The following is a 20,150-nucleotide window of genomic DNA, read 5'->3' on the forward strand; positions in this document are numbered from 1 at the left end:
GGTCGTCGGCGCGTCACATGCCACTGGTACGGTCCCGGGCATGGCCGACGATCACGGATCAGCGACAAGTCCCGTCACCGCCGAGGATGTTCAGCACGCCGTGCGACTCGCGCTCGCCACGCTGCGGGGCGGGCTCGGCGGTGACTGGGACGCCAGGGCCGGGACACTGGAGTGGACCTGCTGGGAGACCGCCGAGCACCTCGCCGACGATCTCTTCGCGTACGCGGCCCAGTTGGGCCCCGAGCGGCCCCCGCTCGACCGGGAGATCCCCTTCGACTGGATCGCCCGCCGCGAGGGCGGCCCGGCCAACGTGACCTTCGCGGACCGCGCCGCCGGCCCCGCGGGACTGCTGAGCGTGCTGGAGTCCTGCGGGGCCATGCTCACCGCGATGGTCCGCACGACCCCGCCGGACGTGCGCGCGTACCACGGCTACGGCATCTCGGACGCCGAGGGCTTCGCCGCGATGGGGACTGTGGAGACCCTGGTCCACACCCACGACATCGCGACGGGCCTCGGCGTCCCCTGGACCCCGCCCGCCGGCCTCTGCGCCCGCGCCCTCGCCCGCCTCTTCCCGCACGCCCCGACGGACACCGACCGCTGGGCCACCCTGCTGTGGGCGACCGGCCGCGGCGAACTCCCGGGGCGGGAGCGGCTGGAGTCCTGGCGCTGGCACGGGGCGGTCGCGGAGTAGCCGCGCGCACCCGCCTCACGCCGAGTCGGCATTGGTGGACGCCGGAAGTCCGCCGTGCTGTGCGCGAGCACATCGGCGGGCCCTGGGCCGGCCTTCAGCCGTGCGCCCGCGAGCTGCGCACCGATGTCATCCGCCACGTCGGCGCGGGCGTCGTGCGGGCGTTCCGGTGACCGTCCGTATCGCCGACGCCGCCCGGGCCGACCGTACGAGCCCGGAACGCAGGCCCTCCGACGCGTGCGCCTGGGCTGTCGGGCCTGGTACCAGGGCCGTCCGGCGCGAACCGGAGACGCACGAGGCCACCGGGCCGACTCTCGTACGACCACTGCGCGTTGCCGTGGTATCGGCCGCGACCGAGGCGTATGACACTGACGTATGCCCCAAGTCCTTTGTGGGCGGGGCCTGTTAGAGCCCGTTACACTCGTGAACGGCCCCGTTCAGCGACTGAAGGACCGACCGTGCTCCAGGAGTTTCCGATCTACTCTCAGCTCGTCACGGAGCGCGGCGATGTCGTCGCGCAGGCACGCATCGAGGCCGAGCGCGTACGCCGGGAACTGGAGGCGGCGCTGCGGCCTCTGACGACGCTCACGCGCTCGCCTCACGGCCCGTCGGGGACAGGCGTCGGTCTCGGCTGGTGACCCGGTCCCGGTCCCGGTCCCGGTCCCGGACCGGGGTCCGGACGCGGACCCGGACCCGGAGCGCGGCGGCAGGCGTGGTCACCGGAACACCGCGGCGGCCCTCTCCTCCGTCACCGGCGCCTCCTGGCGCTCCTTCAGGATGAGCGCGGCCACGAAGGACAGCACCCCGGCGGCGCTCATGTACACGGCGATGGCCGTCCAGTCGTCGGTACGGTCGAGCAGATAGGTCGCGATCATCGGGGCGAACCCGCCGCCCAGGACGGTGCCCAGCGTGTAGCCGATCGACAGGCCGGTGTAGCGCACGTCGACGGGGATCGCGTGGGCGAAGAACGTGGGCATCGCCGCGTACGTCGCGGACCACGCGGTGAACAGGACGAGGAACCCGAGCAGCATGAGCGCGGTGCTGCCGCTGTCCAGGGACGCGAACCACGCGTACGGCAGCACGGCCATGCCCGCGACGCCGGCGAGGAAGAGGCCCTTGCGGCCGATGCGGTCGGACCAGCGGCCGAAGAGCGGGATGGCGACGATGGTGAGCGCCGTGCCGGCGAGGACGAGTCCGAGCATCGCGTCCTTGCTCACGCCGATGAACTCGGTGCCGTAGCTCAGGGAGAAGACCGTGCCCACGTAGAAGGTGACTCCGGTGGCGAGGTAGGCGACGGCCATGAGGGCCACGGGGGCGCTGTGGCGGCGCAGCACCTCGATCGCCGGTGCCCGGTGGACCTCTCCGGCGCGCTTGGCCGCGTCGAAGTCGGGGCTTTCCGTCACCTTGAGGCGGATGAAGAGGCCGAGCCCGACCAGCACGGCGCTGAGCAGGAACGGGATGCGCCAGCCCCAGGAGCGGAAGTCGTCGTCGGGGAGTTGGGTCACGGCGAGGAAGAGCAGGTTGGCGAGGAGAAGTCCCCAGCCCGTTCCGGTGTTGACGACCGCTCCGTACAGGCCGCGGCGGCGCGGGTCGGCGTGCTCGACGCTCATCAGCACGGCGCCGCCGTACTCGCCGCCGAGCGAGAAGCCCTGGACGAGGCGGACGAGCACGAGGAGCAGCGGTGCCGCGACGCCTATCTGCTCGTACGTGGGCAGCAGGCCGATGGCGAAGGTGGCGGCGCCCATCAGGGTCAGGGTGAGCACGAGCATCGACTTGCGTCCGAGGCGGTCGCCGAAGTGGCCGAAGACGACGCCGCCGACCGGGCGCGCGACGAAGGCGATGGCGAAGGTGGACAGCGAGAGCAGGGTGGACACGAGCGGATCGAAGCCCGGGAAGAACCAGTCGTCGAAGACGAGTGAGGCGGCCGTGCCGTAGATGAAGAACTCGTACCACTCGACGGTGCTGCCGATGAGGCTCGACAGCAGGACCTTGCGGGCCTGGCGTGGTGCGGGGTGCGTCGCCGCGGTCATGGTCGGTACCTCCCGATGGTCTTGGTGGATGCGGAGGATCCGCTCCGTAACATCGGCGGAACGTACCATGTAACATTTTACTGAGGAAGGGTCCGGGCCTGCCCGGCCCCGGCCCCGGACAGATCCCCGAGGAGTCCTGTGGAGGAGCGCATGGCCGGCCAAGAGACGGCGACCGTCATGATCGGGGCCGACGAGGTCCGCGCCGCCGTACCGATGCCCACCGCGATCGCCGCCCTCCAGGGCGCGTTGCGCGAAGGGCTCGACCCGGAGACCGACCCCGCCCGCTCCGTGGTGCCGGTCGAGCACGGCCAACTGCTCCTGATGCCCTCCCAGTCACGGCACTACGCCGGCGTCAAGATCGCGTCCGTGGCACCGGCCAATCCGGGCCTGGGGCGCCCCCGCATCCAGGGGAACTACCTGCTCCTTGACGCGGAGACCCTCACCCCGCTGGCCGTTCTCGACGGCGTCGCCCTGACCGCGATCCGCACCGCGGCGGTCTCCGCGGCGGCCGCGGACCTGCTCGCCGACCCCGGCGCCGAACGCCTCGTCGTCTTCGGCACCGGCCCGCAGGCGCACAGCCACGTGGAGGCGCTCCGCGCCGTCCGCCCCCTCCGCCACCTCACCGTCGTGGGTCGCGACCCCGTACGCCTGCGGTCCTTCCTCCAGGCGTACGAGGACTCGGCGCTGACCGTGGTGGAGGGCGGGCCGCGGGCGGTGGCCGACGCGGACGTCGTCGCGTGCTGCACCAGTGCCCGTACGCCGCTGTTCGACGGCGCGATCCTGCCCCCGCACGCGACCGTCACCGCCGTCGGCTCCCACGAGCCCGACGCCCGCGAGGTGGACGACGCGGCCGTGCGCCGTTCGACGGTGGTCGTCGAGGCGCGCACGGCGGCGCTCCGCGAGGCCGGCGACATCATCCAGCCCGTCCGCGCGGGCGTGCTGAATCCCGAGACGCTGGTGACCCTCGCCGCCCTGGTCCGCGGCACGGCGGTGGTCGACCGGTCCCGCCCCCGGCTTTTCAAGAGCGTCGGCATGGCGTGGGAGGATCTCGTCGTCGCCGGCGCCGCGTACGAGGCGGTCGCCGGGACGGGAGGCGGGAGAGGGGGTCCGGACGGTGGTGAATGACCACAACGCGCCCGCGCTGCCCTCGCTCCACGGCCGGCGCAGTCTGCGGGACGAGATCGTCCAGACCCTGCGGGGCGCGGTCATCTCCGGTGATCTGCGGCCCGGCGTCGTCTATTCGGCGCCCAGCCTCGCGGCGCAGTTCGGCGTCTCGCCGACCCCCGTCCGCGAGGCGATGGTCGATCTCGCCAAGGACGGTCTCGTCGAGCCCCTGCGCAACAAGGGCTTCCGGGTGGTGGAGCTCTCGGAGAAGGAGCTCGACGACCTCGCTGACCTGCGGGCGCTCATCGAGGTGCCCGTCGTGCGGCGGCTCGCGGAGGCGGGCGTCGACGCCGCGGACATCGCGCGGCTGCGGCCGCTGGCCGCGGGCATCGAGGAAGCCGCCGCGCGCCGCGATCTGATCGCCCACGCCGCCATCGACCTCGAGTTCCACCTCGCGCTGCTCGCGCTCGACGGCAACGAGCAGATCGTGGAGACCGTGCGGTCGCTGCGGTCCAGATCCCGGATCTACGGCGCCAAGCAGCTCGCCGAGACGGACGCGCTCCTCCCCTCGGCGCGCGAGCACTCCGTACTCCTCGACCTCGTCGAGGCCCGTGACGCGGCGGGAGCGGAGGCGCTCATGCGGCGGCACATCGGACATGTGCGGGGAATCTGGGCGGCGAAGCGCGACTGACGCCCGAGCGGCGTCGAAGGTTGTACGGACGGAAGAAATCCGTGGTGTGAGAACGGGCACGCGCACAAGCCGTGACGGTCCCGACATCCCCGTCGCTTGGTCAGACATGGACAGGGACTTCGGCACACTGCCCGGCGCGCGGGACATGCGCGCGTACGTCGCCCGATTCGTCGCACAGCTCACCGAGCGGAACCGGCTGCCGCTCGACTACTCCGTCGCCAGCCTGCGCATCGTCGACTTCGTGGTCGACGGGCTGCGCCGCAACGAGCCGGAGCGGGCGCAGGTCGAGGAGGTGCTCAGCGGCCTCGGGGCGTACGCCGGCGAGGTGATCGTGCGCCGGGCCGGCGGCCGGTGGGTGGACTTCGACGCCGAGCAGCGCGCGTTCTTCGGGCAGCCGGTGGGGGTCAGGATGCCCGACGGCCGGGCCTGGAACCCGCTGGGTAAGGTGGTCAACCGGTTCGAGGCGGGCTCGGACGAGGAGTCCGTGCAGCGGCTCTATCTTCTGCTCCACGGCAGGGCCCGGAGGACGGTGTCCTGCTGAGTCGCCGTGATGTGTGAGGTGCCGGGCGCCGTCCGGTCGTTGCGAAGAGGGAGAAGTGGGGGCGTACGACGCCGAGCTCGGCGCAGCCGTCGAGCGGGCCCAGCAGGGTGACGAGGACGCGTTCGCGCGCGCCTATCGCCTGGTGCAGCCCGGTCTCCTCGGCCTTCTGCGCGGGCTCGTCGGCGACGACGCCGAGGACGTGGCGTCCGATGCCTGGCTGGAGATCGCCCGCGACCTCGGGCGCTTCCGCGGGGACGGGGCGGGTTTCCGCGGCTGGGCGGCGACGATAGCCCGCCACCGGGCCCTGGACCATCTGCGCAGACAGCAGCGGCGCCCGCGACCCTCGCTCGTCGAACAGGACCTGCTGGAGCTTCCGCACCCCGACGACACGGCGGCCGCGGCGATGGAGTCCCTCTCCACCGAGCAGGCGCTGGCGCTGATCGGGAGCCTGCCGCGCGAGCAGGCCGAGGCCGTCCTGCTGAAGGTGGTCGTCGGGCTCGACGGTCCGGCGGCCGGGCGGGTGCTGGGGAAGCGGCCCGGGGCCGTACGGTCCGCGGTGCACCGCGGACTCAGGAGACTGGCGGGGCGAGTGGCCCAGAGCGGAGTTCCGGGCGGCGAGACGCCCGCAGCGCAGCGTGAGCCGGGAGGAGAGCGATGACACCGGAACCGGAAGAGCCCCGCACCCCGGAGCTCGAAGCGCTCCTCGAAGCGGCACGCCGTGGCGGCGGCACGCCCGCCCCGGCCGCACAGGAGCGCGCGCTGGCGGCCTTCCGCGCGGCACGGGACGAAGGGCGGCACACGGCGCCGGTGCCGTGGTGGCGCAGGCGCCGGCGCGACGACTGGCGGCCCGCCTCCGTACGGCGCGCCCGGTCCGCACTCGTCAAGGGGCTGCTCGCGGGGGTCGTCGTGGGCGCGGTCGGCGGGGTGGCGGTCGCGGCGGGCAGTGGTGTGATCCCCACACCGTTCGGGGACGGGAACGAGCCGGGCGCGCCGCGGAGTTCCTCCGCGGCGCCCGGTGGCACGCGGCAGGGGGAGCCGGCGCCGGAGCGGGAGCCGGGGATCCCGGCAGGGTCCACGGCGCCGCCGGCCGGCGGCGTGGGGCCCTCGCTCCCCGGCGCAGCCGCGGGTGATGCCGCCCAGTGCCGGGTCTATCTCGCCGCGCTGGACCGCAGGGGCGTACCTCCCACAGGGCAGTCCACGGAGCGGCTGGAGGCCGCGGCGGGTGGTCCGCAGGGCGTACGGACCTACTGCGAGCACCTGCTCGACGAGAGGGGGCCGCAGGACCCCAAGGAGCCGGCAGGGCAACCGGACAAGGAGCCGGCCGGCGAGTCGGGGACGGCACCGGACAAGGAACAGGGGCGCGCGTACCCGGAGCCGGCGACCGGCCAGGGCCCGAAGGGCGAGCGCTGACGCCGCACCGCACACCACAGCGGCGCCGCCGCTCACCCGTCGGACGGGTGAGCGGCGGCGCCGCAGACGACTGTCACGTCAGGCACGCGACGTCGGACGGCTGTCACGTCAGGCACGCGACAGCCGTCTGCGGGTGTCACTTCAGGTAGACGAGACCGTCCGTGGTCACCGTCGGGCGCCCGGACGTGCCGACGACCACGATCTTGACCGTGTGCTTCGCGGACGTGCTCCACGTCCTCGTCCAGATCGCGTCGCGGTACTTGGTCGTGGAGGACCTGAGGTCCAGCGTCGCCGCCTTCACCCCGTCCACGTACACGTACGCCTGACCCGACGTCGAGGCGCGGGAGACGACCCACGCCGCCGACCTGCCCGTGAACGTCCATGTCAGGGAGGCGTTCTTGGCCGTGCTGGAGTAGGACTTGCCTCCGAGGTAGCTGGTCGAGGACCGGGCGGTCCAGGTACCGGACCGGACCGCGGAGGTCTCCTGGAGGATCACCGGCGTTCCGGAGACCGACGCGGCGGCGGTGTTGCCGGCCTGGTCGTACGCCGTCATGTTCCAGGCCGTGGCCACACCGGACTTGGCGGTGTGGGCGGCGCTCGTCACCGTGGGGCCGTACGTCCTGGCGACCGGAGCGGTCAGGCGCACTTCCTTCAGCGCCGCGCTGTCGCTCGCCTTCCAGGAGAGCGTGAGCGGCACGGCCGTGGTGTTCACCGTGCCCGTGCGCAGCGCGAGCGACGGCTTCGTCGTGAAGGCCGGGGCGGTGGTCTCGGCGACGACGGTGGCGGCCGCGGAGGTGGCCGTGCTGCCGGACTGGTGGACCGCCCGGACCGCCACCTTGTGCGTGCCGGCGGCCAGGGTGGCCTTGGCGGAGGTGGCCGAGCCCGCGGCGGTCGCCGCGACCTTGCCGTCGACGAGGAGCTCGTACCTGCCGATCAGCGCGGCCGGGGTCGAGGCCGACCAGCCGACGGTGATGCCCGCCTTCGTGTAGTACGTGGAGCCGGAGACACCGCCGCCCGTCACGGACTTGACGGTGAGTCCGGTGACCGGGCCGGCGGCCCAGCTGCGGATGGTGCCGAGCTGGTTGTAGAAGGCGGTGCCCGGGCACTGCGTGTTGTATCCGTCGCGGTGGCCGTGGATGGCGGGCAGCGTCCGCTGCGCGCCCTGCGCCCACGTCTGCCCGAAGAGGTTCTGCCCGGCGGCACCCGCCGTCAGTGTCGCCGTCCCGGTCGGGCTGACGCCGTACTGGCCGAGCTTCCAGGCCGCGATACGGGCCACGGAGGTCATCGCGGCCGTGGTCGGCGCGGCGTCCGTGTATGTGCCGAGGACGGAGATACCGGTCGTCTCGGTGTTGAAGCCGTAGGCGTGCGCGCCGAGCACGGGCAGGTCGACGCCGCCCTTGCGGCCCTCGTAGACCGTGCCGCACTTGTCGACGAGGAAGTTGTAGCCGATGTCTTTCCATCCGAGCTGCTTCACGTGGTACGTGTACACGCCGCGCACGACGGCCGGGGCGTCCGCGCAGGTGTAGGTGTTGCTCTCGGCGGTGTGGTGGACCACGACGGCCTTGATCTTCCCGCCGGGGAGGTACTCCGGTGTCTCCGGGCTGATGGACTCGTCCGCGCCCCAGCCCGCCCGCGAGGTGACCGGCGGGCGAGGGACGGTCGACGGCGGAGCCGTCGGGACCGTGGCCGTCGGGGTCGGCGAGGCGGAGGACGGGGCGGACGGGGAGGCCGACTCGCTCGGTGCCGTGCTCTGCGTGGGCGTGGGCTCCGTCGAGGGCGGGTCCGACGGGACGTCGGTCGGTTCCGCGGTCGGGGTCGGCGAGACGGGTGCCGATGTCGTGTCCTCCGGTGCGGGGGAGGCCGATTCGGTCGCCGGGGCAAGGGTCTCCGCGGCGAACGCGGCGGGCTCCATGGCCGTGGAGACACCGCCTGAGCCCGCACCGCCGTCGCCGGGGTCGATCATGTCGAGGCGCAGCCCGGCGGGGAGCCGGGACGAGGTCGTACTGCCGGCCGTGACCCGTACCTCCACACCGTCGGACGGGCCCACCCAGGCGGGCTCGGTCCCGCCCCGCCCGGCCGAGCTCTCGCCGAGGCCGCCGTCGCCGTCCAGCTTCAGCCAGTCCGACCACTTGCCGGAGCCGGCCGCGCGGGCGCGCGCCTCGACGGTGCCGGTGACCCGGGCGGCCGGGTCGGTCCACGTCACGCCGAGCATGCTGAAGGGCTCGGTGTCGCTCTGGGCGAGCGAGGCCCTGCGTCCGCCGGCCTCCATTTTCAGGGTGGATGTCCGGGAATCGGCCTTGACGGGACCGGACTTGACGTCCGAGCCGGCGTCCGCCGACGGCTGGCCGGTCACCCCCTGAAAGAGGAGGACTCCGGTGAGCCCGGCCACCACGGTGGCAGCCGTGACCCATATTCGACGAGATCTCATGACCGGTACGTAATCCCTAGGTTCGCGGTGGTCTGGGGTGGATGCTGCACAGGTTGAGCACCTACCCCAGCGCACAGCCGCCGCGATACGTCACGCCCGCTCTCCTGACGGGCGGTCACGTGTCGCCGGAGGCGTCATGGCTCGCGAATCGCGAAGAGTCGCCAGAGTCGCCACGGGGAGGTCCGGAAAGGACGACCGGGGCCGCCACCCCCCACAGGAGAGGCCCCGGTCGTCGTCCGCCGGGGCCGCTGAGCGGCCCCGTACTTCTCTCAGCGCCGTGGGTGCGTTTTCTGTCACACAGGCGGCATCGGCAGAATGTTGCAAGTTGTACAAGACATGGACGTACGCAGCGGTAGCCACGTAGCGTGCTTCTGCGCGATGGCGCGTGCGGGGGTTGTGACCAGCCGCGATGACGAACGGGTAGTGGGAGTGCTGGGGGACGACGCGGAGCTGACCGCCGCGGTGCTCGCGGCTCAGGACGGGAGCGAAGACGCTTTCCGGACTGTGTACCGCGCCGTGCACCCGCGGCTGCTCGGCTACATACGCACGCTGGTCGGCGAGGCGGACGCCGAGGACGTGGCGTCCGAGTCCTGGCTGCAGATCGCGCGGGACCTGGAACGCTTCAGCGGGGACGCGGACCGCTTCCGCGGCTGGGCGGCGCGCATCGCCCGCAACCGTGCGCTTGACCACATCCGGATGCGCGGCCGGCGCCCCGCCATCGGCGGCGACGAGACCGAACTCACCGGGAAGCCCGCCGAGTCCGACACCGCCGACGAGGCGATGGAAGCCCTCGCCACCGGCCACACCATGGAGCTCATCGCCCAACTGCCGCAGGACCAGGCCGAGGCCGTCGTGCTCCGCGTGGTCGTCGGGCTCGACGCGAAGAGCGCCGCGAAGACCCTGGGCAAGCGGCCCGGCGCCGTACGCACCGCGGCGCACCGGGGGCTGAAGCGGCTCGCCGAACTGCTCGGCGACGATCACGGTGATCACAGTGGCGAACACGGTCCCGGTCACGACCCCGGCCAGGGCCCCGATCACGGTTCCGGCCAGGGCGGTCACCTGGGCCGCGGCGAGCCCGGGAGCCTTGGGCGGGGCCCGGGACTCGGTGCCGTACCGCCGCAGCGCGGCCCCCGCCCCGGCGCGGCGCGCTCGGCCGGTGTGACGCATTCGCGTCTGCGGACGCAGAAGGACATGTGATGGCCGACGAGCGGTGCGAATGGCTCGACCCGGAGGTGGCGGAGCGACTGCTGCGCGGCGAACAGGTCGGGGCCGTCGGCGATCACGCACACCGCCGTTCCGCCCGCCGGCTCGCCGACGCGCTGGATTCCGTACGGACACCGGGCGCGGCGGCGGCTCCGGCCGCCGAGCCGCTGCGCGGTGAGGAGGCCGCGCTCGCGGCCTTCCGCAAAGCACGCGACGGCGGCGCGGACGAGCTGCTGCCGACGACCGTACGGCTCGCGGCCGCTGTGCCCCCGTCACCCCCGGCCGACCGGCCCCGCTGGGGCCGGACCATGCGCTGGGGACTGGCCGCCTCGCTGGCCGGGATCGCGGTGGGCGGCGTGGCCGTCGCCGCGGGGACCGGAGTGCTGCCCGCGCCCTTCGGCGACGACCGCGACCCGTCGCCCGCCGCCTCCGTATCGGCCGCCGCCACGCCGGGACCGCCGGCCTCCGGCTCACCGACGGGTCCTGACGGGGCGACGACCCCGGCCGCGCCGCCGAGCGGTACGGGCAGCCCGCCGGCGTCCCCGTCCAGCGGTGCCACCGGGGCGACGGGCGGCTCGGGCCCGGCCGACACGGCCGGCGGCGGCGACGCGCGTGGCGACGAGAAGAGCGGCGACGGCACATGGGACCGCTACGGGAGCGGTGACCGGTACCGCAGGACCCTCGACGCCTGCCGCGACTACCGCAGCGGGCGGCTCGACGAGGAGCGCAGGCGCAAACTGGAGTCCGCGGCCAACGGCCCGGAGCGGATCAAGCGGTTCTGCGACCGGCTGCTCTCCGGCGACGGCTCGGGCGACGACCGCTCGGACGGCGACGGCGCGGACGGCGGCGGTGACCACGACGGCAGCGGCGGCGGTGACGGAGACGGCAGTGGCGGCAGCGGTGGTGACAACAGCGGTGACGGCGACGGTGACGGTGGTGACTGGGGCGCTGCCGCAGGCCCCGGCTTTCCGCTGAGCCCCGTCCGTCCGGTGCTGCCCGTGCTGCCCGTCGTTCCGGACCGCCCGCTGACGCCGCTGCTCGGTCCGGCGTCCGTCTCGCTGACGGTGCCCTCGCCGCTCACGCCTCGCTGACGGCGCCCCGACCGACTCGCCGCGCCGCCTCGAACCCGGCCTCGAACCCGGCCTCGAACCCGGCCTCGAACCCGGCCTCGAACTCTGCCGTGACGACGGCCCTCTTCACGGCCGTTAAGAGGGCGCGCAGACTTTTACGCACCCACCCTGACCTGCGGTTTTCCTCCTTGCTGGAAAAACTTCCGGCCAGGTGTGACGTTTTTCGGCGCTACGGCGCAGTAAGAAGTGAGCCGACTGGTCATCGGCCGCGCCTGAGCCGGGGTTCCCCCCGTACCTACGGCTCGGCGCACATGGCGCGGGCGGGACACGTTCCCCCGGTCCCGCCCGCGCCACTCTCTCTCCCGCTGCCGCCGGTGCTCACCAGTGGACGACGACCTTGTCGCCGACCTGCACCTGGTCGAAGACCGCCGAGATCTTCGCCTTGTCCCGGACGTTGACGCAGCCGTGCGACGCACCGCTGTAGCCGCGGGCCGCGAAGTCCGCCGAGTAGTGCACCGCCTGGCCGCCGCTGAAGAACATCGCGTACGGCATCGGCGTGTGGTAGATCGTCGACGTCCACTTCCGCGCCTTCCAGCCCACGCCGAACGTGCCTTCGCGGGTCGGGGTGTTCTCCGATCCGAAGCGCACGTCCATCGCGGCGACGACCCGGCCGTCGATCATCCAGGCGAGCGTCCTGCTCTCCTTGCTGATGCAGAGCACCCGGCCCGTCATGCACCGCGCGTCGGGCCTGTCCAGCGTGTTGGTGGTCGCGGGCCGCAGCTCGTCCGCGGTCGGCCGGCGCGTCATGCCGAGCAGCGCCGCCCAGGTGGCCTCGTCCACCGAACCGGTCACCGGCAGCCCGCGCCTGCCCTGGAACTCACCGACCGCTTTCGCCGTCATCGAGCCGTAGAACGCGGTGGGCGAGCGGTGGAAGTAGCCGATCTGCCGCAGCCGCGCCTGTAGTTCGCGTACCTGCTCGTTCTCCGTCCCCTCCGCCATGAGCACCCTCGGCGCCGCCGACGGCGTGGCCCCGGGGGCCGTCGGCGACACGGGCGGGGAGGCGGACGCCGACGCCGACGGCGACGCGGGGTCGCTCGGCTTGGCGTCGGAGACGCTGTCGGCCGAAGCGCCGGGCGAGGTGGAGGACGCGGAGCTCGGGGCGCGGTTCTTCCCCGAGGTCCCGTCGTCCTGCACGGCCTGGGCCGAGCAGCCCGCGGCCAGGGCGACGGCCAGTGTGGTCACGAGCGATCTGCGCAAGACGGACGTACGGTTCATAGGTGCCCCCCGGGGTCGTCGTGTGTGTCAGTACTGATGCTTTTCGGCCGTGTTTGGTTGCGAACAGGACGGCGTCCTGTGAGCAAGGTCCCAGCGGCCGGCTCTCCACGCGCCGAACGCCCGCCGCTACAGTCCGTCGCGAATGGGGGTACCACGGAGTAACCAGTGGGAGGCACAGCACATGGCGCGCGAGTCGGAATCGGGTCTGCCCATCGAGCCGGTCTACGGACCGGACTCCCTGGAGGGGTGGGAACCGGCCGAGAAGCTGGGGGCACCGGGTTCGTACCCCTTTACTCGCGGCGTGTATCCCTCGATGTACACCGGTCGGCCCTGGACGATGCGCCAGTACGCCGGTTTCGGCACCGCCGTCGAGTCCAACGCCCGTTACCGTCAACTGATCGAGCACGGCACGACGGGGCTCTCGGTCGCCTTCGACCTTCCCACCCAGATGGGCCACGACAGCGATGCTCCGATCGCGCACGGCGAGGTCGGCAAGGTGGGTGTCGCGATCGACTCGCTCGACGACATGCGGGTCCTGTTCGGCGGGATTCCGCTGGACAAGGTCTCCACCTCGATGACGATCAACGCCCCTGCCGCCCTTCTGCTGTTGCTCTACCAGCTGGTGGGCGAGGAACAGGGCGTGCCCGCCGACAAGCTGACCGGAACCATCCAGAACGATGTGCTCAAGGAGTACATCGCACGCGGAACGTACATCTTCCCGCCGAAGCCGTCATTGCGGCTGATCGCCGACATCTTCAAGTACTGCCAGGCCGAGATCCCGAGGTGGAACACCATCTCGATCTCCGGGTACCACATGGCCGAGGCCGGGGCATCCCCGGCGCAGGAGATCGCTTTCACCCTTGCGGACGGTATCGAGTACGTCCGAACGGCTGTAGCGGCGGGCATGGATGTGGACGACTTCGCCCCCCGGCTGTCCTTCTTCTTCGTGGCGCGCACGACGATCCTGGAGGAGGTCGCGAAGTTCCGCGCCGCGCGGCGGATCTGGGCGCGGGTGATGCGGGACGAGTTCGGGGCGAGGAACCCCAAGTCGATGATGCTGCGCTTCCACACCCAGACCGCGGGCGTGCAGCTGACGGCCCAGCAGCCCGAGGTGAACCTGGTCCGCGTCGCCGTCCAGGGCCTCGCCGCGGTCCTCGGCGGCACCCAGTCGCTGCACACCAACTCCTTCGACGAGGCCATCGCGCTCCCGACGGACAAGTCCGCCCGGCTGGCGCTGCGGACCCAGCAGGTCCTCGCCTACGAGACGGACGTGACGTCGACCGTCGACCCGTTCGCGGGTTCGTACGTCGTGGAGGCGATGACCGACGACGTGGAGGCCGCGGCGCTGGAGCTGATGGAGCGGGTCGAGGACCTGGGCGGCGCGGTCAGCGCCATCGAACAGGGCTTCCAGAAGAACGAGATCGAGCGCAACGCCTACCGGATCGCCCAGGAGACCGACAGCGGCGAGCGCGTCGTGGTCGGCGTCAACCGCTTCGCCCTCGACGAGGAGGAGCCGTACGAGCCGCTGCGCGTCGACCCCGCGATCGAGGCCCAGCAGGCGGAGCGGCTGGCGAAGCTGCGCGCCGGACGCGACGGGGCGGCGGTGGACGCGGCCCTCGCCGCGCTGAAGCGTGCGGCCGCCGGCACGGACAACGTGCTCTACCCGATGAAGGACGCGCTGCGGGCGCGGGCGACCGTCGGCGAGGTGTGCGACGCGCTCCGGGAGGTCTGGGGGACGTACGTGCCGGCGGACGCCTTCTGAGCCATGGGCGGCGTCAGCCGGTGACGCGCGCGAGGTGGTCGACCAGGCCCGTCGCGTCCTCGCCCGCCCAGCCCACGTAGCCGTCGGGTCGGACCAGGAAGAGGCCCTTGCCGTAGGGCTCGTACGGGCCGGTGCGGTGGACGTGCACGAGGCCGGGCAGCCCCGGCGGCAGTTCGGCGTCCGTGCCCACCGCGAGCAGGGTGAAGTGGGGGCCGCGGAAGGCGTCGAAGAGGCGGGAGCCGTCCCGGAGGCGTCCGTCGGGGGCGCGGTCGCCCGCCGTCAGGGCGCCCGCGGCGCCGGTGGAGAGCGGGCCGCCGCGGTAGCCGATGCCGAGCTGCTGGGTGGTGCGGCCGCGCTGCTCCTCGCCGCGGTGGACCCGGGTGGACAGGCCCAGCATCTCGGCCGCGACGGGCCGCCGTTCCTGCTCGTAGGTGTCGAGGAGCGCGGGCGGTGCCCCGTGGCGCAGCACCTGGCCGAGCTTCCAGCCCAGGTTGTAGGCGTCCTGCACGCTGGTGTTGAGGCCCTGGCCGCCGGCGGGGGAGTGGATGTGCGCGGCGTCCCCGGCGAGGAAGACGCGGCCCTCGCGGAACCGGTCGGCGAGGGCGGCGCGCGGCCGGAAGTCCGACACCCAGCGCACCTCGGTGACCTGATCCGCCGTCAGATGGGTGCGGGCGGCGACGACGGCCCGTACCGCCTCGGCCGAGGTGCCGGGGCTCTCCCCGTCGGCGTACTGGGCGACGAGCTGGAAGTCGTCGGTGCCGGGCAGGGGTGCGACGGAGACGAAGCCATGGCCGTCGGCGGGCGGGAACACATGCCAGTTGTCGCGGTCGAGCGCCGGGATGCGGACGTCCGCGACCAGCATCGGCTTCGGGTCGACGGTCTCGCCGGTCATGCCGATGCCCAGCAGACCGCGCACGGTGGAGCGGCCGCCGTCGGCCGCGACCGCGTACCGGGCGAGGACGGTGGTGCCGTCCGACAGGGCGGCGGTCACCAGGTCGGCGTCCTGGCCGAGCCGGGTGAGCCCGGCGCCGAAGGCGACGCGTCCGCCGAGCTCGGTGAGGCGGGCGTGCAGGATCTCCTGGGTGCGCCACTGGGGGAGCAGCCAGGGGCCGGTGTACGGCTCGGCCTCCGACGGCTCGATGCGCGCGAACATCACGTGCTCGCCGACACGTCTGCCGTCCTGCCAGACCGCCCCGGTCGGGGCCGGGCCGCCCGCTGCCCGTACGGCGTCGACGACCCCGAGGTCGTCGAACACCTCCATCGTGCGCGGCTGGATGCCCTTGCCCCGCGAGCCGGGGAAGAGGCCGTCCGCCCGCTCCACGACGAGGGCGGGGACGCCGCGGCGGGCGAGGTCGACGGCGAGGGCGAGGCCGGTGGGGCCGGCGCCGACGATCAGCACGCCGGTTTCCTTAACGCTGTTAAGTTCCATGGCTTCAGCGTGCCCTTAACGGCGTTAAACTGTCAAGGTGGGACCTACGAAGATCGATCGCGCCAAGGTCGCCGAGACCGCGCTGCGGCTGCTGAACGAAGTGGGCCTGGAAGGGCTGACCCTCCGGGCCATCGCCAAGGAGCTCGACGTCAAGGCGCCCGCGCTCTACTGGCACTTCAAGGACAAGCAGGCGCTGCTCGACGAGATGGCGACGGAGATGCTCCGCCGGATGAACGCGGACCTGCCGCAGGAACGCCCCGCGGACTGGCGCGACGGGCTCGCCGACGCGATGCGCGGACTGCGGGCGCATCTGCTGCGCTACCGCGACGGCGCCAAGGTCTACAGCGGTACGCGCTTCACGGACACGAGCTACGCCGGACCGATGGAGGCGCATCTGCGCATGCTGGTCGACCGCGGCTTCACGCCGGGCGCGGCTGCGCGGGCATGGCTGACCGCGTACAGCTACACGATCGGCTACGTGATCGAGGAGCAGGCGATGGGGCCCGACCCGGCCACGGGCGCGGAGGGCTACGACCTGGCCGCGCGCGCCGAGCGCCTCGCGGCGTACCCGCTCGCCGCGGCGGCCGGCGAGGAGCTCTTCCGCGGCCACGACGCCGGCTTCGAGTCCGGGCTCAAGGCGGTGGTAGCGGGCGTCGCGGCGGTACTGCGCCCGTAACCGGCCCGTGACTGCCGGACCCTCCGGGACGGGGCCCCGGGCCCCGTCCCGGGAGAGTGCGGCTTCCGGCGACCGGGCGTCGACGGCTTGGTGTCGGGCTCGGTTCCGCCGGTGGCTTGGTGTCGGGCTTGGCTCCGGGGTGCCAGCTTGGGGGCTGGTCTCCGGGGTTTCGGTTTCGGGCGGTTGGGCGCTGGCGACCGGCACCGGGCGCGGGTCCGGGGTTCCAGTCTGGGGGCTGGTCTCCGGGGTTCGGTCTGGGGCGGGTCGAGTGCCGGCGACTCGGCGCCGGGCGCGGGTCCGCCGGGGGTTCGGTCTCGGGCGGTTGGGCGTCGGTGGCTTGGTGTCGGGCTTGGTTCCGGGGTGCCAGCTTGGGGGCTGGTCTCCGGGGGTTCGGTCTCGGGCGGTTGGGCGCTGGCGACCGGCACCCGGTGCGGGTCCGGGGTTCCGCCCCGGGACCCCGTCGGGGACGCGGCATCCAGTGGTCGTGACGGCGCTCCTGCGCCGGGGTGGTGTTGTTCCGGGGACGCGTCCCGGGCCCTCCGGCAGGCGTCCCCGCCAGGCCGCTGTCTCCCGTACGCGTGGGGGAGATTTCGGGATGTGGAATGCGAGCGCGGAGTGTCGTACCCCTGTGCGAGACTCCGGTCCATGCTGGGTGTGACCGATCTGCCGACCTACCTGGTCGGCCTTGTCCTCATCGTTCTGCTGCCGGGGCCGAACTCGCTGTACGTGCTCTCCGTCGCCGCGCGCCGCGGGGTGCGCACGGGATATACGGCCGCGGCGGGTGTGTGGTGCGGCGACACGGTCCTGATGACGCTGTCGGCCGCCGGAGTGGCCTCGCTGCTCCAGGCGAACGCCGTGCTGTTCGGGATCGTGAAGTTCGCCGGTGCGGGCTATCTGACCTGGCTGGCGATCGGGATGCTGCGGGCCGCGTGGGGCATGTGGCGCAGCCGCCACGAGCGCGCGGCCACCGTGGACGAGACGGCGGCGGCGACGGGCGCCCCCGCCGCCGCCGAGCGGCCGTTCCGGCGCGCCCTGGTGATCAGCCTCTTCAACCCCAAGGCGATCCTCTTCTTCGTCGCCTTCTTCGTGCAGTTCGTCGATCCCGGGTACGCCTACCCGGCGCTCTCCTTCGTCGTGCTCGGCAGCCTCGCCCAGCTGGCCAGCGTCCTCTATCTCACGCTGCTGATATTCACCGGCACGCATCTGGCGTCCGCGTTCCGCCGCCGTAAGCGGCTCTCGGCGGGGGCCACGTCCGCGGCGGGCGCGCTGTTCCTCGGCTTCGCGGTGAAGCTGTCGCTGAGCAGCACCTGACCGGGGCCCGGTGGACCGGCGCCTGGTGGATCGGGGCCCGGCGGTCGCGTCCGGCGACGCCGGGCCCGGGCCCGGACGTCAGCCCAGGGCCACCCGCTTGAGGCGGCGGACGCGGCGGGCAACGCGGCGGACCGCCGCGTTGCGGGGGACGGGGATGCCGCCCGGCAGACCGAGGACCGTCAGGCGCCGGCGCTTGAAGTAGCGCCAGGTGCGGGCGGAGAGATGGGCCGTCAGATAGGACACCGCTGCCTCGCGCAGATCCGGGCGGATCTGCGGCTGCATCGCGAATCCCACGGTCTGTACGAGCCCGGACAGCTCCTCGTCCGCCGTGACCGGAGCGCCCGCCGCGACCGCCGTACCCGGAGCGCCCGGAGCGCCCGCCGCGCCGGAGCCGCCCTCCTCCAGGTCGGGCAGGAGCGCGTCGACGATCGTGAGGGGGACGCGGTTGCTGTTGTGGTACGGGGTGAGCCGGTCCAGCAGCGGCTCGGTGCCGAGCTTCGCGACCGGCAGGCCGTAGAACGTGCTCGCCGTCAGCAGCGCCGTCGAGAAGCACCCGACCACGAGCGCGGGCGTGAGCTCCCGGTACAGCACCTCCGCGAGCACCGGCCGGTCAAGGACGGTCAGTTCCGCGCCGTGCTTCTCCGCCTCCCGCTCCAGCGCCCGCGACCACGCGGCCGGCGCCGTCGGGTGGGGCTTGAAGACGAGGCGCCGGTGGCCGAGCGCGACCGCACCCCGGACCATCCGCAGGTGCAGGTCCTCTTCCTCCTCGGCGCTGATGATCTCCAGCGCCGCCAGGTACTGCCCGAGCAGCAGGGCCGGGGGCTCACCGTCCGGGTCCGCAGGGCCGGGCAGCTCGCCCGCGTCCTGCGCCAGCTCGCCGACCACCTTCGTGAACGCCTCCGTCGGCACGAGCCGCGGCTCCGCCCCGAACTCCCCGAGCAGCAGCGGCCGCAGGCCCGGCACCAGGTCCAGGTGGAGCAGCCGCCGCACCCGCTCGCCGACCAGCGGGTCGATCTTGTTGCGGGTCGGGCCGTAGCTCATCAGCCCGTCCGCGTACACATCGAGCCGCGCGTCCGGGAACAGCTGGGCCAGTGCCAGCGACGGGTTGACCTGGATGGACTCCACGGCCAGTTCGAGCCGGTCGTCGCCGAGCCCCCACAGCGCCCGCAGGTACCGCTCCCACATCGGGACGTCGTCCGGCCGCGGCAGCCAGCCGGCGGGGTGGAACGGGGAGATCGTCTCGTTCCAGGACAGCACGCCGTCGAAGCGGCCGCGCAGCCGCTCGAAGCCCGGGAGCGCGTCGAGGGCGGGCGTGGTCTCCGGGTTCGCCGCGTTGTTGGCGACCAGCAGCAGCCGCCGGTCGGCAGGGCCGAAGCAGCCGCTGTCGAGCGCCGCGGCGAGCGTCGCCGCTCCGTACAGGGTGGAGGCGAAGAAGATCTGGGTCGTACGCATCAGGCCGCGGCCCCCGCGGAAGCCACCGACGGGACCGGCACACCCAGCGGCCTGCGCCGCACCCGGCGCAGCCGGGTCGCCCGCTCGGCGTCCATCGAGCCGACCGCGTCCTTCAGAATGTCCTGCGGCATACGGCGCAAGGCCGCCGCACTCATCGATCGCAATTTCCGGGCCACTGCCGGTTCGAACCTCTCCACCGAGCCGAGATGATGGGAAATGACGGCGCAGTAGGTGCGCACGGCCTTGGGCAGCAATTGATCGGCATCCGGGTCCTTTGCCGTTTCTTCGAGTACCTCGTCGAAGGCCCTGATGAAATCGAGCTGGCGGATGTCACCGATCTGGGTCAGCGACGAGGCGACACCGCGCCGGTAGAACGTACCGAGCAGGCCCACCGCCGCGAAGGATTCCGCCTCGCGGTGCAGCCGCCAGATCCACGGCCGGTCCTCGGCCGTCCGCAGCCCGTCCGTGAAGTGCAGCAGACCCTGGTCGAGCAGGCGCCGCTGGTAGATGCCGGCCCAGGCCATCGGGTAGTCGACGGAGGTCGAGCGGTCGGCGGGCAGGATCGCGTCGCGCGGCCGCAGCACCTCGCCGCGCCGGCCGACCGGGACGCGGTGGATGGCCCGGGAGCGCCCGGTGAACTGGACATGGTCGGTACGGACGAAGTCGACGTCCAGCTCCTCGATCGAGGCGAGCAGTCGCTCCAGGTGGCCGGGGGCCAGCCAGTCGTCGCCGTCGAGGAAGGTCAGGTACGCGCCGCGGGCGGCGTCGAGTCCGGTGTTCCGGGCGGTGGCCAGTCCTCCGTTCTTTTCGTGTCTGAGCAGGACTGTGCCCGGAATCTCCCGTTCCGCCTGCTCCAGGAGTTCCACGGTTCCGTCCGTCGAGCAGTCGTCGACGAGCAGGAACTCGAAGTCTTCGCGCGTGTTCGCGCGCAGACTGCGGAGCGTTTCCGGAGCGTAGGACAAGACGTTGTAGAAGGGCACGATGACGGAGAGCTTGACCACCCGCCGGACGTTAGGCGCAGGCGCGCCATGAACTCTGTCGACAAGGAGGACGACAGGTGAACAGGGTGCGGCGGAATTG

The 20,150-nt window shown here is 72.9% G+C and carries 20 protein-coding genes; 13 read left to right on the plus strand and 7 right to left on the minus strand.

All coding sequences use genetic code 11. The annotated features are described in order from the left end of the window. The first annotated feature begins 40 nt into the window (after positions 1-40). Complete coding sequence (locus KK483_RS22235; RefSeq protein ID WP_262006961.1) at positions 41-691, plus strand: hypothetical protein; 651 nt, start codon at positions 41-43, stop codon at positions 689-691. A 455-nt stretch (positions 692-1,146) separates the two neighbouring features. Beyond that, a complete protein-coding gene (locus tag KK483_RS22240) occupies positions 1,147-1,326 on the plus strand; it encodes a hypothetical protein (RefSeq protein WP_262006962.1) in 180 nt (59 codons plus the stop codon). A gap of 78 nt (positions 1,327-1,404) precedes the next feature. Here the strand turns inward: KK483_RS22240 and KK483_RS22245 are convergent, their stop codons facing one another. Next, positions 1,405-2,718 (minus strand): MFS transporter, encoded by a 1,314-nt coding sequence (locus tag KK483_RS22245; RefSeq protein ID WP_262006963.1) that lies wholly within the window; start codon positions 2,716-2,718, stop codon positions 1,405-1,407. 150 nt (positions 2,719-2,868) lie between these two features. Here KK483_RS22245 and KK483_RS22250 point away from each other — a divergent pair, with 150 nt between their 5' ends. The 5 genes from KK483_RS22250 (at position 2,869) to KK483_RS22270 (ending at position 6,464) form a co-directional block, all read left to right on the plus strand. Further along, a complete protein-coding gene (locus KK483_RS22250; RefSeq protein WP_262006964.1) occupies positions 2,869-3,843 on the plus strand; it encodes an ornithine cyclodeaminase family protein in 975 nt (324 codons plus the stop codon). Next, the gene (locus KK483_RS22255; protein WP_262006965.1) at positions 3,836-4,513 is read left to right on the plus strand and encodes a GntR family transcriptional regulator; all 678 of its coding nucleotides are present in this window, start codon (positions 3,836-3,838) and stop codon (positions 4,511-4,513) included. The genes KK483_RS22250 and KK483_RS22255 overlap by 8 nt, the downstream gene beginning before the upstream one ends. Before the next feature lie 106 nt (positions 4,514-4,619). Continuing rightward, the gene (locus KK483_RS22260; RefSeq protein WP_262006966.1) at positions 4,620-5,054 is read left to right on the plus strand and encodes a hypothetical protein; all 435 of its coding nucleotides are present in this window, start codon (positions 4,620-4,622) and stop codon (positions 5,052-5,054) included. Between the two features lie 55 nt (positions 5,055-5,109). Beyond that, positions 5,110-5,712 (plus strand): RNA polymerase sigma factor, encoded by a 603-nt coding sequence (locus tag KK483_RS22265; RefSeq protein WP_262006967.1) that lies wholly within the window; start codon positions 5,110-5,112, stop codon positions 5,710-5,712. After that, entirely contained in the window at positions 5,709-6,464 is a 756-nt protein-coding gene (locus tag KK483_RS22270; protein WP_262006968.1) for a hypothetical protein, read from the plus strand. Before KK483_RS22265 ends, KK483_RS22270 begins: the two co-directional genes overlap by 4 nt. Positions 6,465-6,600: 136 nt before the next feature. Here KK483_RS22270 and KK483_RS22275 read toward each other — a convergent pair whose 3' ends face one another. Continuing rightward, on the minus strand, positions 6,601-8,892 hold the full coding sequence (locus KK483_RS22275) for an N-acetylmuramoyl-L-alanine amidase (RefSeq protein ID WP_262006969.1): 2,292 nt from the start codon (positions 8,890-8,892) through the stop codon (positions 6,601-6,603). A gap of 429 nt (positions 8,893-9,321) precedes the next feature. Here KK483_RS22275 and KK483_RS22280 point away from each other — a divergent pair, with 429 nt between their 5' ends. Further along, positions 9,322-10,089, plus strand: coding sequence for an RNA polymerase sigma factor (locus KK483_RS22280; RefSeq protein WP_262009636.1), 768 nt, complete (start codon positions 9,322-9,324; stop codon positions 10,087-10,089). Further along, entirely contained in the window at positions 10,089-11,186 is a 1,098-nt protein-coding gene (locus KK483_RS22285) for a hypothetical protein (protein WP_262006970.1), read from the plus strand. Before KK483_RS22280 ends, KK483_RS22285 begins: the two co-directional genes overlap by 1 nt. Here KK483_RS22285 and KK483_RS22290 read toward each other — a convergent pair. Next, positions 11,173-11,295: a hypothetical protein gene (locus KK483_RS22290; protein WP_262006971.1), complete on the minus strand. Its 123-nt coding sequence runs from the start codon at positions 11,293-11,295 to the stop codon at positions 11,173-11,175. The two genes, KK483_RS22285 and KK483_RS22290, sit on opposite strands and share 14 nt — an antisense overlap. 248 nt (positions 11,296-11,543) lie before the next feature. Next, a complete protein-coding gene (locus KK483_RS22295; RefSeq protein ID WP_399014499.1) occupies positions 11,544-12,164 on the minus strand; it encodes a L,D-transpeptidase family protein in 621 nt (206 codons plus the stop codon). Here KK483_RS22295 and KK483_RS35535 point away from each other — a divergent pair. Together KK483_RS35535 and KK483_RS22300 are read left to right on the plus strand one after the other, a co-directional pair. After that, a complete protein-coding gene (locus KK483_RS35535; protein ID WP_399014502.1) occupies positions 12,163-12,477 on the plus strand; it encodes a hypothetical protein in 315 nt (104 codons plus the stop codon). The genes KK483_RS22295 and KK483_RS35535 overlap by 2 nt on opposite strands. A 144-nt stretch (positions 12,478-12,621) precedes the next feature. Next, complete coding sequence (locus KK483_RS22300) at positions 12,622-14,202, plus strand: methylmalonyl-CoA mutase (RefSeq protein ID WP_262006973.1); 1,581 nt, start codon at positions 12,622-12,624, stop codon at positions 14,200-14,202. Positions 14,203-14,215: 13 nt separating this feature from the next. Here KK483_RS22300 and KK483_RS22305 read toward each other — a convergent pair whose 3' ends face one another. After that, entirely contained in the window at positions 14,216-15,631 is a 1,416-nt protein-coding gene (locus KK483_RS22305) for an FAD-dependent monooxygenase (RefSeq protein WP_262006975.1), read from the minus strand. Between the two features lie 37 nt (positions 15,632-15,668). On the opposite strand from KK483_RS22305, the gene KK483_RS22310 reads away from it, so the two are divergent. Continuing rightward, positions 15,669-16,307, plus strand: a complete 639-nt coding sequence (locus KK483_RS22310) for a TetR/AcrR family transcriptional regulator C-terminal domain-containing protein (RefSeq protein WP_262006976.1) — start codon at positions 15,669-15,671, stop codon at positions 16,305-16,307. 645 nt (positions 16,308-16,952) lie between these two features. Beyond that, positions 16,953-17,618 (plus strand): leucine efflux protein LeuE, encoded by a 666-nt coding sequence (gene leuE, locus KK483_RS22315; RefSeq protein WP_262006977.1) that lies wholly within the window; start codon positions 16,953-16,955, stop codon positions 17,616-17,618. 78 nt (positions 17,619-17,696) lie between these two features. Here the strand turns inward: leuE and KK483_RS22320 are convergent, their stop codons facing one another. Next, positions 17,697-19,070, minus strand: a complete 1,374-nt coding sequence (locus KK483_RS22320; RefSeq protein ID WP_262006978.1) for an alpha-2,8-polysialyltransferase family protein — start codon at positions 19,068-19,070, stop codon at positions 17,697-17,699. Beyond that, a complete protein-coding gene (locus tag KK483_RS22325) occupies positions 19,070-20,071 on the minus strand; it encodes a glycosyltransferase family 2 protein (protein ID WP_262006979.1) in 1,002 nt (333 codons plus the stop codon). The genes KK483_RS22320 and KK483_RS22325 overlap by 1 nt, the downstream gene beginning before the upstream one ends. Positions 20,072-20,150: the final 79 nt, after the last annotated feature.

The sequence above is a fragment of the Streptomyces sp. FIT100 genome, from assembly GCF_024584805.1.
Lineage (GTDB): Bacteria > Actinomycetota > Actinomycetes > Streptomycetales > Streptomycetaceae > Streptomyces.